This is a genomic window from Streptomyces sp. NPDC086787, from assembly GCF_044745865.1.
Lineage (GTDB): Bacteria > Actinomycetota > Actinomycetes > Streptomycetales > Streptomycetaceae > Streptomyces.
The window spans coordinates 229,595-245,538 of record NZ_JBIVBC010000009.1; the positions used below are offsets into that span (position 1 = coordinate 229,595).

The 15,944-nt window shown below is 69.9% G+C and carries 13 protein-coding genes and 1 pseudogene; 7 read left to right on the forward strand and 7 right to left on the reverse strand.

The features are described from left to right. Positions 1 to 3: 3 nt before the first annotated feature. The 4 genes from kdpB to ACIPK3_RS22575 all read right to left on the reverse strand — a co-directional run bounded on the left by kdpB (position 4) and on the right by ACIPK3_RS22575 (position 6,057). Positions 4 to 2,133 carry a potassium-transporting ATPase subunit KdpB gene (gene kdpB / locus ACIPK3_RS22560; RefSeq protein WP_402572202.1) on the reverse strand — a complete coding sequence of 710 codons (2,130 nt, stop codon included), beginning with the start codon at positions 2,131 to 2,133 and terminating at the stop codon, positions 4 to 6. Next, positions 2,130 to 3,794 (reverse strand): potassium-transporting ATPase subunit KdpA, encoded by a 1,665-nt coding sequence (kdpA, locus tag ACIPK3_RS22565; RefSeq protein WP_402572204.1) that lies wholly within the window; start codon positions 3,792 to 3,794, stop codon positions 2,130 to 2,132. Before kdpA ends, kdpB begins: the two co-directional genes overlap by 4 nt. Positions 3,795 to 3,798: 4 nt before the next feature. Then, a complete protein-coding gene (gene kdpF / locus ACIPK3_RS22570) occupies positions 3,799 to 3,888 on the reverse strand; it encodes a K(+)-transporting ATPase subunit F (protein ID WP_037761677.1) in 90 nt (29 codons plus the stop codon). A 324-nt stretch (positions 3,889 to 4,212) separates the two neighbouring features. Continuing rightward, positions 4,213 to 6,057, reverse strand: coding sequence for an APC family permease (locus tag ACIPK3_RS22575; RefSeq protein ID WP_402572207.1), 1,845 nt, complete (start codon positions 6,055 to 6,057; stop codon positions 4,213 to 4,215). A gap of 292 nt (positions 6,058 to 6,349) precedes the next feature. On the opposite strand from ACIPK3_RS22575, the gene ACIPK3_RS22580 reads away from it, so the two are divergent. Next, positions 6,350 to 6,907, forward strand: coding sequence for a hypothetical protein (locus ACIPK3_RS22580; protein ID WP_402572209.1), 558 nt, complete (start codon positions 6,350 to 6,352; stop codon positions 6,905 to 6,907). A 116-nt stretch (positions 6,908 to 7,023) separates the two neighbouring features. Here the strand turns inward: ACIPK3_RS22580 and ACIPK3_RS22585 are convergent, their stop codons facing one another. Then, positions 7,024 to 7,293, reverse strand: coding sequence for a hypothetical protein (locus ACIPK3_RS22585; RefSeq protein WP_402572211.1), 270 nt, complete (start codon positions 7,291 to 7,293; stop codon positions 7,024 to 7,026). 52 nt (positions 7,294 to 7,345) lie between these two features. Continuing rightward, the gene (locus tag ACIPK3_RS22590; RefSeq protein ID WP_402572212.1) at positions 7,346 to 8,023 is read right to left on the reverse strand and encodes a CBS domain-containing protein; all 678 of its coding nucleotides are present in this window, start codon (positions 8,021 to 8,023) and stop codon (positions 7,346 to 7,348) included. A gap of 903 nt (positions 8,024 to 8,926) precedes the next feature. On the opposite strand from ACIPK3_RS22590, the gene acsA reads away from it, so the two are divergent. The 6 genes and pseudogenes from acsA to ACIPK3_RS22620 all read left to right on the forward strand — a co-directional run. After that, positions 8,927 to 10,771, forward strand: a complete 1,845-nt coding sequence (gene acsA, locus ACIPK3_RS22595; RefSeq protein ID WP_402572214.1) for an acetate--CoA ligase — start codon at positions 8,927 to 8,929, stop codon at positions 10,769 to 10,771. Beyond that, positions 10,768 to 11,124 carry a thiamine pyrophosphate-dependent enzyme gene (locus ACIPK3_RS22600; protein WP_402572216.1) on the forward strand — a complete coding sequence of 119 codons (357 nt, stop codon included), beginning with the start codon at positions 10,768 to 10,770 and terminating at the stop codon, positions 11,122 to 11,124. The genes acsA and ACIPK3_RS22600 overlap by 4 nt, the downstream gene beginning before the upstream one ends. A 1-nt stretch (position 11,125) precedes the next feature. Continuing rightward, positions 11,126 to 11,536, forward strand: a complete 411-nt coding sequence (locus ACIPK3_RS22605) for a 2-oxo acid dehydrogenase subunit E2 (RefSeq protein WP_402572326.1) — start codon at positions 11,126 to 11,128, stop codon at positions 11,534 to 11,536. 5 nt (positions 11,537 to 11,541) lie between these two features. Beyond that, positions 11,542 to 11,808 carry an acyl carrier protein gene (locus tag ACIPK3_RS22610; protein ID WP_402572218.1) on the forward strand — a complete coding sequence of 89 codons (267 nt, stop codon included), beginning with the start codon at positions 11,542 to 11,544 and terminating at the stop codon, positions 11,806 to 11,808. A gap of 280 nt (positions 11,809 to 12,088) precedes the next feature. Next, positions 12,089 to 14,401 (forward strand): heavy metal translocating P-type ATPase, encoded by a 2,313-nt coding sequence (locus ACIPK3_RS22615; protein ID WP_402572328.1) that lies wholly within the window; start codon positions 12,089 to 12,091, stop codon positions 14,399 to 14,401. A 168-nt stretch (positions 14,402 to 14,569) separates the two neighbouring features. Continuing rightward, positions 14,570 to 14,835: pseudogene (locus ACIPK3_RS22620) on the forward strand (LuxR C-terminal-related transcriptional regulator); the annotation flags it as partial. 68 nt (positions 14,836 to 14,903) lie between these two features. Here the strand turns inward: ACIPK3_RS22620 and ACIPK3_RS22625 are convergent. After that, entirely contained in the window at positions 14,904 to 15,785 is an 882-nt protein-coding gene (locus tag ACIPK3_RS22625) for a CBS domain-containing protein (protein ID WP_402572219.1), read from the reverse strand. Positions 15,786 to 15,944 lie beyond the last annotated feature (159 nt).

Below are 15,944 nucleotides of genomic sequence, written 5' to 3' on the forward strand. Positions count from 1 at the left end.
GGATCAGCCGATTCCGGGGATGAGAGAGATGAGGAGGTCGATGAGCTTGATGCCGATGAACGGGGCGATCAGTCCGCCGATGCCGTAGATCCCGAGGTTGCGACGCAGCATCTTGTCCGCGCTCACCGGCCGGTACTGCACGCCCTTGAGCGAGAGCGGCACAAGCGCGATGATGATCAGCGCGTTGAAGATGACCGCCGACAGGATCGCGGAGTCCGGCGAGGACAGGTGCATGATGTTCAGCTTGTCCAGGCCGGGGTAGACCGCCGCGAACAGCGCCGGGATGATCGCGAAGTACTTCGCGACGTCGTTGGCGATGGAGAACGTGGTCAGCGCACCGCGGGTGATCAGCAACTGCTTGCCGATCTCGACGATCTCGATGAGCTTGGTCGGGTTGGAGTCGAGGTCGACCATGTTGCCGGCCTCCTTCGCGGCCGACGTACCCGTGTTCATCGCCACGCCGACGTCCGCCTGGGCGAGAGCCGGGGCGTCGTTCGTACCGTCACCGGTCATCGCGACGAGCTTGCCGCCCGCCTGCTCCCGCTTGATGAGGGCCATCTTGTCCTCGGGAGTGGCCTCCGCGAGGAAGTCGTCGACGCCCGCCTCGTCGGCGATCGCCTTGGCCGTCAGCGGGTTGTCACCCGTGATCATGACGGTCTTGATGCCCATGCGGCGCAGCTCGTCGAACCGCTCCCGCATGCCCTCCTTGACGACGTCCTTGAGGTGGATGACACCCAGCACCCGTGCGCCGTCGGCGTCTTCGACGGCCACGAGCAGCGGTGTGCCGCCCGCCTCGGAGATCCGGTTGGCGAGGGTGTCGGCGTCGTCGGACACCACACCGTCCCGCTCCTTGACCCAGGAGATGACCGAACCGGCCGCGCCCTTGCGGATCTTGCGTCCGTCGACGTCCACACCCGACATCCGGGTCTGGGCGGTGAAGGCGATCCACTCGGCGTGCGCCAGCTGGCCCTGGTGTCGTTCGCGCAGCCCGTACTTCTCCTTCGCCAGGACGACGATGGAGCGGCCTTCGGGGGTCTCGTCGGCCAGCGACGACAGCTGGGCGGCGTCGGCCAGTTCGGGCTCGGTGGTGCCGGTCACCGGCACGAACTCGGACGCCTGACGGTTGCCGAGGGTGATGGTGCCGGTCTTGTCCAGCAGCAGTGTGGAGACGTCACCGGCGGCCTCGACTGCCCGTCCCGACATGGCCAGCACGTTGCGCTGGACCAGCCGGTCCATGCCCGCGATGCCGATCGCGGAGAGGAGGGCCCCGATGGTGGTCGGGATGAGGCAGACCAGCAGGGCCACCAGGACGACCATGGTCAGGTGCGTGCCCGCGTAGTCCGCGAACGGCGGCAGGGTCGCCACCGCGAGCAGGAAGACGATCGTCAGCGACGCCAGCAGGATGTTCAGCGCGATCTCGTTCGGCGTCTTCTGCCGGGCCGCGCCCTCGACCAGGGCGATCATGCGGTCGATGAAGGTCTCGCCGGGCTTCGTCGTGATCTTGGTGACGATGCGGTCGGAGAGGACCTTGGTGCCGCCGGTGACGGCCGAGCGGTCGCCGCCGGACTCGCGGATGACCGGGGCGGACTCGCCGGTGATCGCGGACTCGTCGACGGATGCGACGCCCTCGACGACGTCGCCGTCTCCGGGGATGATGTCGCCGGCCTCGCAGACGACCAGGTCGCCGATGCGCAGCTCGGTGCCGGGCACCTGCTCCTCGCGTCCGCCCACGAGGCGGCGGGCGACGGTGTCGGTCTTGGCCTTGCGCAGCGTGTCCGCCTGCGCCTTGCCGCGGCCCTCGGCCACCGCCTCCGCCAGGTTGGCGAAGACGACGGTCAGCCACAGCCAGGCGCTGATGGTCCAGCCGAACCAGTCGCCCGGGTCCTTGAAGGAGAAGATCGTGGTCAGCAGGGAGCCGATCCACACCACGAACATCACGGGGGACTTGACCATCACCCGCGGGTGGAGTTTGCGGAAGGCGTCCGGCAGCGACTTCAGCAGCTGCTTCGGGTCGAACAGACCCGCGCCGACACGTCCTTCGTCCTTGTGGCCGGTCGGCACATCACTGTGCGGTGCCCGGGCCGGGGTGGCAGTGGACATCGAGTCCTCTTGCTTCTCTGTTCGAGTGGTCATGACGCCAGCCCTTCGGCCAGCGGGCCCAGCGCGAGCGCCGGGAAGTAGGTCAGACCGGTGATGATCAGGATGGCGCCCACCAACAGGCCGGTGAACAGCGGCTTCTCGGTGCGCAGGGTGCCCGCGGTGGCCGGGACCGGCTTCTGCTCGGCGAGCGAGCCGGCCAGTGCCAGCACGAACACCATCGGCAGGAAGCGGCCCAGCAGCATCGCGATGCCGATCGTGCTGTTGAACCACTGCGTGTCCGCGTTCAGACCCGCGAAGGCCGAGCCGTTGTTGTTGGCGCCCGAGGTGTAGGCGTACAGGATCTCGGAGAAGCCGTGCGCGCCCGAGTTCGTCATCGAGTGGCCCGGGGTGGGCAGGGCCATCGCCGCCGCGGTGAAGATCAGGACCAGCGCCGGGGTGATGAGGATGTAGCAGGCCGCGAACTTGATCTCGCGGGTGCCGATCTTCTTGCCCAGATACTCAGGCGTACGGCCGACCATCAGACCGGCGATGAACACCGCGATGACCGCCATGATCAGCATGCCGTACAGGCCGGAACCGGTACCACCCGGCGCGATCTCACCCAGCTGCATGCCCAGCATCGTGATGCCGCCGCCGAGGCCCGTGAACGAGGAGTGGAAGGAGTCCACCGCACCCGTCGAGGTCAGGGTGGTCGACACCGCGAAAATCGACGAGGCGCCGACACCGAAGCGGTTCTCCTTGCCCTCCATCGCACCGCCCGCGATGTCGAACGCCGGACCGTGGTGGGCGAACTCGGTCCACATCATCAGGGCGATGAAGCCGAGCCAGATCGTGGCCATCGTCGCGAGGATCGCGTAGCCCTGCCTGATCGAGCCGACCATGCGACCGAAGGTGCGGGTCAGCGCGAACGGAATGACCAGCAGCAGGAAGATCTCGAACAGGTTCGTAAACGGGGTGGGGTTCTCGAAGGGGTGCGCACTGTTGGCGTTGAAGTAGCCGCCACCGTTGGTACCCACCTCCTTGATGGCCTCCTGCGAGGCGACCGCACCGCCGTTCCACTGCTGCGAGCCGCCCATGAACTGGCCCACCGAGTGAATCCCGGCAAAGTTCTGGATCGCACCACACGCCACCAGCACGATCGCGGCGACGACCGAGAGCGGCAGCAGGATACGCACGACACCGCGCACCAGGTCCGACCAGAAGTTGCCCAGCTCACCGGTGCGGGAGCGCGAGAAGCCCCGTACGAGCGCGACGGCCACCGCGATGCCGACGGCGGCGGAGACGAAGTTCTGCACGGCCAGACCGGCGGTCTGCACGACGTGGCCCATGGCCTGCTCGCCGTAGTACGACTGCCAGTTGGTGTTCGTCACGAACGACGCGGCGGTGTTGAACGCCTGGTCCGGGTCGATCGCGGCAAAGCCGAGCGAGCCGGGCAGATGGCCCTGGAGGCGCTGCAGCAGATAGAGGAAGAGAACGCTGACCGCGGAGAAGGCCAGGACACCGCGCAGGTACGCGGGCCAGCGCATCTCCGTGTTCGGGTTGGCACCGATGCCCTTGTAGATCCACTTCTCGACACGCAGGTGCTTGTCGGAGGAGTAGACCTTGGCCATGTAGTCGCCGAGCGGGATGTAGACAAGCCCCAGGGCCACTATCAGAGCGAGCAGCTGGAGGATGCCGGCGAGGACGGGACTCATGATCTCAGAACCTCTCCGGGAAGATCAGGGCGAGGACGAGATAGCCGAGCAGGGCGACGGCCACGATCAGGCCGACAGTGTTCTCAGCGGTCACAGCTTGGTCACCCCCTTGGCGACGAGAGCCACCAGCGCGAACACCGCGATCGTGGTGACGACGAAGGCCAGGTCGGCCATCGCTAGCTCCTAGAAGAGGTTCGAATCGAACGGACGATTAGAGGAAACCGCCTTCGTGGCCGGATTCGGTCGCCGTTGACACCCCCCTTACGGCCACGGGTCCGGCTTTGACGGAACCCTTACGGCTAGCCCCTCCATCTGCGGGAACGAACTCCCCCGTCCGCCTGAACACGCCGACGGCCCGCCCCGGGAAGGGGCGGGCCGTCGTGCGTCGTCGGGGCCGGAAGAGGCGATGACGCCGGGGTCAGGAGACCCTGAACCTCAGTCGGCAGATCACCGCGTCCGTGTCCCGGCGTACGGCGTGCGCGACCACCGCGCCCCGCTGGTTCTGCAGCAGCCGCTGCCACAGCCGCTCCGGCTCGACCTCGGCGATCAGCACGGTCACCCGGGCATCGGGCTCGGCCGCGGCCGTCTCGCCCACGTACTCGGCCACCGGGCGGCCCAGGGTGCGACGCTCGGAGGTGAGCTGGATCAGCGGCACCCCGGGGTCCCACTCCGCCCAGGCACGCGCCAGCGCTAGGCCGTGGGCGCGGTCCTCGGGGTCGGGGTGGCAGACGGTGACCGCGCGCACCTCGTCGCCGAGAGAGGCGGCGGCGTTCAGCGCCTCACAGGTGAGCCGGGACAGATTGGAGACCGGGACGATCACCACGGAGCGGTCGCGGTGCGGCGGCTCCGGGATACGGCCCAGGCCGAGGCGCTCCCCGATGCGGGTGTAGGCGCGGTGCACGGCCGTGAAGGCGGCGACCAGCAGCGGCAGCGCGATCACGATCAGCCAGGCGCCGTCCTCGAACTTGGACACCGTGACGACGACCGTCGACACACCCGTCAGGACCGCGCCGAAGCCGTTGAGCAGGGCCTTGCCCTGCCTGCCCGGCCCCCTTTCGAGGCACCAGTGCCGGACCATGCCCACCTGGGCGATGGTGAAGCCGACGAAGACACCGATCGCGAAGAGCGGCACGAGCGTGTTCGTGTCACCGCCGGAGAACACCAGGAGCCCCGCCGACACGAAGGCCAGAGCGAGCACGCCGTGCCGGTGCACCTGCCGGTCGGCCTTCAGGGCGAAGACATGCGGCAGGTAGTTGTCCCGGGCCAGCAGCTTCAGCAGCATCGGGAGCCCGCCGAAGGACGTGTTGGCCGACAGCGCCAGCAGGATCATCGTCGCGAACTGGATGACGTAGAAGGCCCAGTTGTGGCCGAGGGAGGCGTCCGCGAGCTGGGCGAGGACCGTGACGCCCTCGACCGGCTCGAGATGGAAACGGGAGATCAGCACCGACAGGCCGATCAGCATCACGCCCAGTACCGCGCCCAGCGCGACCTCCGCGCGCTGGGCGCGCTTCGCACGTGGGACGCGGAAGGAGGGGACGGCGTTCGCGATCGCCTCGACACCGGTCAGCGCGCTGCACCCGGAGGCGAAGGCCTTCAGCAGAAGCAGGGCGCCGACGGTGGTGGCGTTGTCCGCGAGCACGGAGGCATGACCCTCCGCGGCGGCGACGCTCACGGGCGCCGAGCGGAACAGCCCGACCACGATCAGCACGAGGATCGAGCCGACGAAGACGACGGTCGGCACGATGAACGCCCTTGCCGACTCCACGATCCCGCGCAGGTTCACCGCCGTGACAAGCACCAGCACGGCAAGGCACAGCCACAGCCGGTCGCCGTATAGCTCCGGGAAGGCCGAGGTCAGGGCTGCCACACCGGCCGTGACGGCCACCGCCACGTTGAGCACGTAATCCAGGACCAAGGAAGCCGCCGCCACCAGGCTCGTGCGCGCCCCCAGATGCGTCCTCGCCACGGCGTAGGAACCACCGCCGTCCGGGAACGCGGCGATCACCTGCCGGTACGAGGCGACCAGCACCGCCAGCAACCCGGCGATGGCCACGGTCACCGGCAGTGTGAACCCGAGGCCGTGCGCGCCCGCGGCGGCCAGGACGAGGACGATCGCCTCGGGGCCGTACGCCACCGACGCCATGGCGTCCAGTGACAGGGCGGCGAGCCCGGTGACGGCGGTGAGCCGATGACGCTCACCGGTATCCGGCGGCTCCTCATCGGCCGGGGTCGCGCCCGTGGGCTCGACGGTCAGGACAGACATGGAATCCGTGCTCCTTCACGCATGCAAGGGCCCGCGCACATGGGGAGGCGGTGCGCGGGTGCACCCAGGTTGTGCCCCTCCGCCCCTCCGCTTCGACCTCTCCTTGCGCCTTCTTCGCGCGCGGGGCACGGACATTGACGCAGTGTTGACGGCCGTGTGACCCGCACTGCTCAATACGAGTGCCTCTGCCCGGAACCCTGGCGACGACCGGGCGTCAAGATGGGGCTGAGTGACCGTCAGAGTCGCGTAAAGGTGCGGGGTCCCGGCCGCGCGGGCCTCTACCGTCGGCGCCATGGGACACCGCGACGGCACTCGAGACGACGTGCTTCCCCCGCACGGGGCGACCGCTGCGCGAGCGGCGTACGACCGCCGCTGGGCCGGGGATCTGCGCAGCGCGATCCGGTGCTCGGCCGTGTTCCTCTCGCTGCTTGTGCTGATCGACTGCGGGGCCGGCCGTCTCACGTTCGTCCGCGGCGGTCTGTGGGTCGGTCTCGGCGTACTCCTGTTCCTGGTCCTGTTCCCGCAGAGGGTCACCGCCGGCGAGGGCTGGCTGGCCTCGCGCGGGCCCCTGCGGGAGCGGCGGGTCCGGACCGATCTGCTGGTGTCGGTGCGCTGCCTGGACGGCGTCTCCCAGCGTCTCCGCCTGCGGGACATGCTCGGCAACCGGGTGGAGATCGACCCCCAGGTCCTGGTGGACAATCCCGACCTGTGGCGCGGCCTCGAACGGGACGCGTACGAGTCCGCCGCCCGCGGATCGCTGACCTGCGGCGAAACCGCCCTGCGCCGCATCTCGGAGCGGGTCGACCGCGAGACCGCGCTGTCCGTCTTCAGGGCCTCCGGCCTGGAGTGAGCCCACCACGCACATCCGCCGGTACGACGGGCGTCGGCCCGGACCGGACCCCGGGTGTCAGCCGTCCCGCAGCGGCCCCGCCGTGTCCAGAGCCGCGCCCGTCTGGCCGGCGAGGGTCACCGCGACCAGGCGCGCCCGGAGCGGGGCACGGGACCCGGTCCGGGCGTGAGCATGAAGCGGCCGAGGTAGTGGCCATTGCCGTACGTCCGCAGTTCGATCTCGCCCTGCGGCCATCCGCCCGCGTCGACGTCCCAGCGTCTGCGGCCCAGCGCCACACTTCCGTCCTGCTCCAGCCGGGGCGGATGCCCCATCAGGGTGCCGTACGCGAAGCGGCAGGGGCGCAGCCCGAGGAGTTCGGTGAGTTCGCGCCGGCCGTGGTCGACCACCGTGTCACCGGACCTGGCGGACTGGACGAGCTCGGCCGTGTCGTGGACGCGATCATGGCGACCTTTCCCAATGCATCTCGCCGCGCCCGGCGACAGCGGGTGGCTTCTGCGGGGCAGGCCGCGAGCTGGAGTCATCGATGCGGTAGGTCAGCCTGTCGACCACAGCGACCACGCCGTCAACCTCCCGCGCCAGACGGACCGCGACCGGGATGTCGCTGAACCGCTCCAGCCGTCCTACGAGGGTGACCACCCCGTCGATCACATGCACCTGGACCGCCTCAGGGGACAACCACAGCGTCTGGTCCAGGATCTCCTCGACGATGTCCCGCCGGATGTCACGGTCCGGCCGGAGGAAGACCTGCAGCAGGTCGCGGCGGGTCACGATGCCCACAAGACGGCCTTCCCCATCGACCACGGGCAGACGCTCGACGCGATGCTGTGCCATGGTGCGAGCGGCCACGGCGATGCTGTCGCCGACCTTGACGGTGATCGCGGGTTGCGACATCAGCTCCCGGGCGTTCATCGCCTGCGTCCTGGATTCAGCGCCCGCCTGCCGGAGTACGAGGTCGCTCTCGGAGATGACACCGAGCACCCTGTCGTCGGCATCGACCACCGGCAGGCCGCTTAGCCCGTGCACCGCCAGCAGTTTGGCGACCTCCTTGAACGGGGTCTGCGGAGTCACCGAGACGACTTCCTGCACCATCAGGCTGCCAATCTTGCTGTGCTTCATCGCTGGCTCCCTCTCACAGGTGCGGCTCGTGCCACTCGTCCTGCTCTCGGCTTCAGCCTCGGATGAGAAAGCGCCCGGCTCCAGGGCCATCGGGGCACGAAGGTGGGCCGACCGGCCGTGCCTCGTCGATCTCGCCTCGGACAGAGCGCTCGGCAGGGATCGGCTCGGCGGTGGGTCCGAGCAGCCGGTTGTCGGCGCAGGCGCTGCTCCCGCCTGGCCTCGCCTAGGCCTTACGAGGGTCTTTCACGCAGGGAACACGCCCCGTACGTCTCAATCTACGAGCCGTGGCCGGACCTGCGAGGGCCTGGTTGGCTTCAGCGAGAGCCCCGGGCTCCTACTCTGCTCTCCCAATGCCAGGGGCACCCCGAGCGCTGGGGCCTTCGTGCGACGGCACCGGCACAGGCCCAACCCAGGAGGTCGGACCTACCGGAGTACCTCACCGGACAGCCGGTCACCGAGTTCGATGTCGACGGCGCCATCCGCGTCGCGGAGATCACCCGCGCCGGACGCTCACTGTTCCTTGCCCACGGAGTCCTGGCCGAACCCGGTGACCTGGTCACCTCCGGCGTCGCCGCCACGGCTCTGGGCCGACTGAGCGGCTTTCTCGACAAGGAGCTGGGGGACACGGGCCCGCCGTCGAACGCGACGCGATGACGCCCGCAGACGACCGGCGACCCGGCCGGTGCAAAGCACGGGGAGGCCATGGCGCCCACGCCCAGCAGCGTGAACCGAAGCCGATGCCTCATGGCCGTTCACCTCTCGGAGAGGCTGGTCCGGCCATCGTCTCAGCAAGACACGGGCGTGACCGGAGCCGTCCTGCGCCGGACGGGGGCCGTTCGACCCAGTGCGGACGGAACGGACCGGACGGATGATCGAAGAAGGCCCGAAGTGAGGAGGGTCAGCATGCCATGGGAAACCATCCGGAAGGACACCCCTCCGCGCATCGCCGCCAATCTGCGCGACTACGACAAGGAGTGCGCGGACTTCTCGTGGCGCGCGGCGCGGAGCAGGCTGCAGGGGCTGTCCGGCGGGCGGGGACTGAACATCGCGCACGAGGCCGTGGACCGGCACGTGGCATCGGGCCGTGCGACTGCGGTCGCGTTGCGCTGTGTCGGTCGGGACGATTCCGTGACCTCCATGACCTACGGGGATCTGGCCCGCTCGACGGCGCAGTTCGCCAACGTGCTCCACGGCCTCGGGATCGGTCACGGCGACCGGGTCGTGACGCTGCTGGGGCGCTGCCCCGAGCTGTACACCGTGGTCCTCGGCACGCTGAAGAACACCAGCGTCCTGTGCCCGCTGTTCTCCGCCTTCGGGCCGGACCCGGTGTTCCAGCGGTTGACGCTGGGCGACGCGCAGGTGCTGGTCACCACGGCGGACCTGTACCGCAGGAAGGTCGCCGGACGACGCCAGGCCCTGGCCGCCCTTCGCCACGTACTGATCGTCGGCGACGGGGCCGACGACCTGCCTGACACCCTGTCCCTCGCCGCGCTGATGGCCGACGCTGCCGACACCTTCACGATTCCGCCGACCTCGCCGCACGACATGGCCCTGCTGCACTTCACGAGCGGCACGACGGGCGTCCCCAAGGGCGCGGTGCACGTGCACGAGGCGGCCGTCGCCCACTACATGACCGCGCTGTACGCCCTCGACCTGCACCAGGACGACGTGTTCTGGTGCACGGCCGATCCGGGCTGGGTCACCGGAATGTCCTACGGGGTCATCGCACCCCTCATGCACGGCGTGACGGTCGTGGTGGACGAGGGCGAGTACGACGCCCGCCGTTGGTACCGGATCCTCGCAGACCAACGGGTGAGCGTCTGGTACACGGCCCCGACAGCCCTGCGCATGCTCATGCGCACGACGCCGAGGACCGGGCCGTACGACCTGCCCCGCTCCTTCGATCTCAGCGCGCTGCGGTTCATCGCGTCGGTCGGTGAGCCGCTCAACCCGGAGGCGGTGGTGTGGGGGCGGGACGTGCTCGGACTGCCGGTGCACGACAACTGGTGGCAGACCGAGACCGGAGCCATCATGATCGCCAACTTCGCCGCCTGCGACATCCGCCCCGGCTCGATGGGACGTCCGCTGCCCGGTGTGGAGGCGGCGGTACTGCGGCGCGGCGAGGACGGCCGGGCGGAGGTCGCCGACGGGCACGTCACCGTACTGGAAGAGCCCGGAGTGGAGGGTGAGCTGGCGCTCCGGCTCGGCTGGCCGTCCATGTTCCGTGGTTACTTGCACGACGAGCCACGGACCGCGGCGGCCTTCGCCGGCGACTGGTACCTCACCGGCGACCTGGTACGACGCGATGCCGACGGCTGGTACTGGTTCGTCGGGCGAGCCGACGACGTCATCAAATCGGCAGGACATCTCATCGGGCCGTTCGAGGTCGAGAGCGCCCTGATGGAGCACCCCGCCGTCGCCGAGTCCGGCGTCATCGGCCGCCCCGATCCCGTCGCCGGGAACATCGTGAAGGCCTTCGTCACACTGCGGCCGGGCTTCGATGCGACCACCACGATGCGGCAGGAACTGCTGGCCTTCGCCCGTCGCCGGCTGGGCCCGGCCGTGGCGCCCCGCGAGATCGCCTTCGAACAGCACCTGCCGCACACCCGCAGCGGCAAGGTCATGCGCCGCCTGCTACGGGCCCGTGAACTCGGACTGCCCGAGGGCGACATCTCCACCCTGGAGGACTCCACCCTGGAGGCGTCCTGCTCCGCGCAGAGAACGCAAAGGACAGAGCAGCCCGCATGAATGCCACCCACACCCCTCGCGCACCGCGCACCGCCTCCCTTCCGAACCGTCAAGCTGCCGCGCACCGGCTGGCCCTGCTGCAGTCGATGCTGCGTGTCCGCCGGTTCGAGGAGCGCTGCGTGGAGCTGTACAGCGCCGCCCGCATCCGGGGCTTCATGCACCTCTACATCGGCGAGGAAGCCGTGGCCGTCGGCGTCAACGAGGCGCTCACGGAAGACGACGCGGTCGTGTCGACGTACCGCGAACACGGGCACGCGCTCGCCCGCGGGGTTCCGGCCGAGGCGATCATGGCGGAAATGTTCGGCAAGGTGACCGGCTGCAGCCGCGGCCGGCGGATTCGTCCCGGCTTGTGAGATCAACCTTGCCGTCGCGGTGTCGCTCCGGCAGGGCGGACTGCTCGCGCCGGTGATCCACCGCGCCGACACCCTGCCGCCCGACGCCCTCATGGTGCGTCTCAAGGACCTTGTCCAACGAGCCCGCCGCGGACGGCTGCGCGGCAGCGAGACGACGGGCGCCACCCTGACCGTCACCAACCTGGGCGACCAGGGCGTGGAGGCCGTGTTCGGGGTCATACACCCGCCCCAGGTGGCCCTGGTCGGCTTCGGAACGGTCGTCGAGCGGCCCTGGGCCGCGAGCGGCATGATCGGCGTGCGTCCGGTGGTGACCGCGACCTTGGCCGCCGACCACCGGGCCACGGACGGAGCTGTGGGAGCGCGCTACCTCACGGCGGTCGACCGCCTGCTGCAGAAACCCGAGGAGCTGTGAGTCAGATGAGGCCCCTGAACGACGCGGAGGCTCTGTCGGCGATCAAGGAGTCGATCACACAGATCATCCCCGACGCCGACTTCACTCTGGTTCGACCGGACGACAAGTTCCGCGACGTACTCGAACTGGATTCGCTCGATTTCCTCAGCTTGATCGAACTTTTGTCCGAACGCACCGGAGCCCGTATCGACGAGGAGGACTACCCGGAGCTGACCACGCTGTCCGACGCCGCGCGGTTCCTGGTCGGCAGGACTGCCCCCGACCGGTCATGACCGCGCCTCGCGGCGTCACGACGGCGACGTGGCAGTGCGCATGGTGCGGCAAAGCACTCGCCAACCGCGAGGGGCCGATGGGACCTCATCGCATGTCGAGGGTGCTCGGGGCGTGTCGCAGCGGACGACCGCGATAGCGCGAACAGGGCTGGTATGGCCCTGGAGGCAGGGCCACTCGTCCCCTGTCGCGGGGCCGGCGCGCCGGGATGTGATGGACGGGGATCAGGCTTCATGCAGTAATGCCGGACGGACAGAGGTGGCCATGAACCGCTGCGCCTTCATGACACGGCTGCGCTCCCCAACCGTGGCCGTTGCCTCGGAATGGCTGGAGCCCGCCCTTCTGGCCGTCACAGCGGCGGCCTTGACTGCAGGGGGTGCTGCCTGGCTCGCCGGTGACGAGGGCCTCGCCGACCTCATGTGGGGTCTGGGCACCTTGGCCGCGGTCCTACCGGCGCTGTGCTGGGTGCTCGCCGCACTGCGTCACGGCCGTGCCGGCGTCGACCTGATCGCGGTTCTCGCTCTCGGTGGCACCCTCGCCGTCCATGAATACCTGGCCGGTGCGCTGATCGCGCTGATGTTGGCCACCGGTCGCACCCTGGAGGCGGCAGCCCAGCGGCGGGCCTCGCACGATCTCCGTGCGCTGCTGGAGCGTGCGCCCCGCTCGGCGCGCCGCCGTACAGCGGCTGGCGTCGCCACGGTTCCGCTGGCCGAAGTCGCCGTGGGGGACGTGCTCGTCGTAGGCCCTGGCGAGGTCGTCCCGGTCGACGGGCGGGTGGAGGGCGCCGTGGCCAGCCTCGACGAGTCCGTGCTCACCGGCGAGTCCCTGCACGTCGAACGGGTGGTGGGTGACACGGTCCGCAGCGGGGTGGTCAACGCCGGCGGCGCCTTCGAGCTGCGGGCCACGGCAGCCGAGCAGGACAGTACATACGCCGGAATCGTGCGTCTGGCAAGGCAGGCCGGGGCCGAGTCCGCGCCCGTGGTACGGCTGGCCGACAGGTACGCGGCCTGGTTCTTTCCCCTCACCCTCGCGGTGGCGGGAATGGCATGGCTGCTCAGTGGCACGGCGGTCCGAGCGGTCGCGGTGCTGGTGGTCGCCACCCCCTGTCCGCTGCTGCTGGCCGCTCCGGTGGCCATCGTCTCCGGGATCTCCCGCGCCTCACGCCTGGGAGTCGTCATACGCGACGGTGGCTCCCTGGAGAACCTGGGCCGGGCCCGCACCCTGCTGCTCGACAAGACCGGCACCCTCACCCGCGGCCGCCCTCGGGTCCTGGACGTGGTCGCCGCACCGGCGTGGCAGCCTGCGGAGGTGCTGAGGCTGGCCGCGTCGCTGGACCAGTACTCCCCTCATGTTCTGGCCGAGGCGATCGTCGGCGCCGCGCAGGAGCGGAAGCTGGTCCTGTCGGTGCCGTCCGATGTCACGGAGAAGCCCGGCCGGGGTGCTTCAGGCACCGTGGACGGGCACCGGGTGTCCGTTGGCCGCATCGACGCGTCCGGCAGCCGCCCGGCCTGGGCGAGGGCGGTGGACAACCGGGCGCTTCTCGACGGCGCGGCAGTCGCCTGGCTGACCGTCGACGGATGTCCGGTAGGTGCGGTGCTGCTCCGGGATCCCCTCCGCCCCGACGCCCCGCGCACCCTGCGCCACCTGCGGGCCGCGGGCGTCGAGCGACTGCTGATGCTGACGGGCGACCGCGCGGAGCCGGCGACCGAGGTGGGCGCCGTCCTTGGTCTGGACGACGTCCGCGCGGGGCTCGACCCGGCCGGCAAGGTCGCCGTCGTACGGGCCGAACGAGAACACGCGGTCACCGTCATGGTGGGCGACGGCGTGAACGACGCGCCGGCGCTGGCCGCCGCGGACATCGGTGTGGCTATGGGGGCCCGCGGTTCGACCGCCTCCTCGGAGGCCGCCGACATCGTGCTGACCACCGATCGCGTGGAACGGCTCGCCGACGCCGTGTTCATCGCCGTACGGGCCCGGCGGATCGCCGTGCAGAGTGCTCTGGGCGGGATGGCAATGTCCTTGGCCGCGATGGCCGCCGCCGCCTTCGGCCTGCTACCACCCGTCGGCGGCGCCCTCCTCCAGGAGGCCATCGACGTGACGGTCATCCTGAACGCCCTGCGCGCGCTGCGCACGGACCAGGCCACACGAACGGCGCTGGCCCCCGCCGCCGAGGCGCTCATCCGACGGTTCGCCTCGGAACACAACGACCTCCAGGATGTGCTCGAAGCGGTGCACAGCACGGCCGACCGCCTCTCCGACCGCCCCGGCCCACAGGCTCTGGCGGCCGTCGAGGAGACGCACCGGCTGCTCACCGATCGGCTGCTGCCTCACGAGTACGCCGAGGAGCACGAGCTGTACCCCGCCCTCGCCCCCGCTCTGGGCGGCCCGGAGGCCACGGCCACCATGAGCCGGGCCCACACCGAGATCGAACGCCTCTCCCGTCGCATCGCCACCCACCTGCAACTGGCCCGCGCCGAAGGCGGCCTGTCCCCCGGCCAACTCGACGACCTGCGTGCCTGCCTGTACGGGCTGCACACCGTCCTTCGCCTGCACTTCACGCAGGAGGAGGAGAGCTATTTCTCGCTGGCCCAGTGAGAACCGGCAACGGTTTGCGCCGGAGCGCTCCGCACGGGAGGGTCGTTCGGCCCGTGGGGTGCCCGGTCAGACCTGTGCCACCGCCCCCCCCGCCGCCCGACGTTGAAGGCGGGATCCTCCGGAGGAAGAGTTCGTGATGACCGGCATCCAGGAAGCCCCGGTGCATGCACGCGCTCCCTGCGCGCCGACCCGGCCGAGGTGCCGTCGCCCCCTCCGGAACTGGCCGGCCTCTCGCCCCGAGAACGCGACATTCTCGCGCTGATCAGCGACGGTCCGACCAACCGCGAGATCGGCGGGAAGCTGTATCTGTCGGAGAGGACCGTCAAGAACCACATCTCACGAACCACATCTCACGGCTGCTGGCCAAACTGGGCGTGCACCGCCGCGTCCAGGCGGCAGTCCTCGCGTCCCACTTGGACCAGCACGAATCCGGCCCGCACGGCTCCCACGAAGTCGAGGATCGTTCTTCCCGCTGTGGACGGCCGGGGATCAGGGCCGGTAATCAGGCGGCAGTGAGCAGGTTCTTCACCTCGACTACGTCGGAGATCTCCTCGACCTCCGCCACCAGCCGGGCCATCGCCGCCGAGGGCATCCGCCCGGTCAGCTCCACAACGCCGTGGTGCACGGCCACTTCCATGTCTTCCCGGTCCCCCGGTGGGCAGCACCCTGCGATCGTTGCCTCGACCTCCGTCCGGATACCGGCGTCGTCCCTGATGAGCGACTGCAGCAGCGCATCACGGCGCACAACGCCCACCAGGCGGCCGTCGCGGTCGGTGACAGGCATCCGCTTCAGCCGGGACAGCGCGGCGAGCCAGGCCGCCTCGGCAACAGTCGCGCCCGGGAGCACAGTGATCGCGGGACTTGTCATCAGGTCGGCGGCCAGGTCGCCACGAGCCTTGCCGTGGATCCGGCGCTCACGCAACCTGCCGATGGGGCCGGGCCGGTGACCTGATGCCTCGAAGGCGACCTTGGCCAGCAGGTCCGACTCCGAGACGACGCCGACCACATGGTCCTCGGCATCCACGACCGGGAGCGCGCCGGCGTGCACGCGCGCCAGCGAGCGGGCGATGTCGCGGTACGGCAGGTCCTCGCGCAGGGAGGCGGCGGGCACGTCCATCACGTCCCGCACCAGGGGCAGTCCCGGTTCGGGCGCAGATTCGGACTGCGTGAGCGGGGCGGACAGCGGTGCGGGCCGGGCCGTAGCACTCGGTGGAGTCGTCGGAGCCTGCGCTTCTGTACCTGCATGCTTGGCGGCGGCGGTGGCCACGGCACCCAGGTAGCGGAGCAGGGTGTCCTGCCGTGCTGTTTCGCCGGGGCTCCAGGGGCGGGCGGGCACATCCCGCCGTGCTTCGGCCTTCGTGGAGAAGTTCTCGTGCTCGTTCACGGCGGCCTCCTGACTGATGTCGAGTTGCCTACCGTTCCAGTGTTTCGCTCTCGCTGTCCGAGCCAAGAGCCGAACGGCCCTGGTGGAACGGCGTGACGGTCCTATCCGGTGCGAGCCGGAACGGCAGCGGTGAGACTGGAGGAGCAGACGACCCGGAGG

What these genes read in the sequence shown, in the direction of transcription:
- kdpB (WP_402572202.1), bottom strand. Translation starts at nt 2,133, where the DNA reads ATGACCACTCGAACAGAGAAGCAAGAGGACTCGATGTCCACTGCCACC.
- kdpA (WP_402572204.1), bottom strand. Translation starts at nt 3,794, where the DNA reads ATGAGTCCCGTCCTCGCCGGCATCCTCCAGCTGCTCGCTCTGATAGTG.
- ACIPK3_RS22575 (WP_402572207.1), bottom strand. Translation starts at nt 6,057, where the DNA reads ATGTCTGTCCTGACCGTCGAGCCCACGGGCGCGACCCCGGCCGATGAG.
- ACIPK3_RS22580 (WP_402572209.1), top strand. Translation starts at nt 6,350, where the DNA reads ATGGGACACCGCGACGGCACTCGAGACGACGTGCTTCCCCCGCACGGG.
- ACIPK3_RS22590 (WP_402572212.1), bottom strand. Translation starts at nt 8,023, where the DNA reads ATGAAGCACAGCAAGATTGGCAGCCTGATGGTGCAGGAAGTCGTCTCG.
- acsA (WP_402572214.1), top strand. Translation starts at nt 8,927, where the DNA reads ATGCCATGGGAAACCATCCGGAAGGACACCCCTCCGCGCATCGCCGCC.
- ACIPK3_RS22600 (WP_402572216.1), top strand. Translation starts at nt 10,768, where the DNA reads ATGAATGCCACCCACACCCCTCGCGCACCGCGCACCGCCTCCCTTCCG.
- ACIPK3_RS22610 (WP_402572218.1), top strand. Translation starts at nt 11,542, where the DNA reads ATGAGGCCCCTGAACGACGCGGAGGCTCTGTCGGCGATCAAGGAGTCG.
- ACIPK3_RS22615 (WP_402572328.1), top strand. Translation starts at nt 12,089, where the DNA reads ATGACACGGCTGCGCTCCCCAACCGTGGCCGTTGCCTCGGAATGGCTG.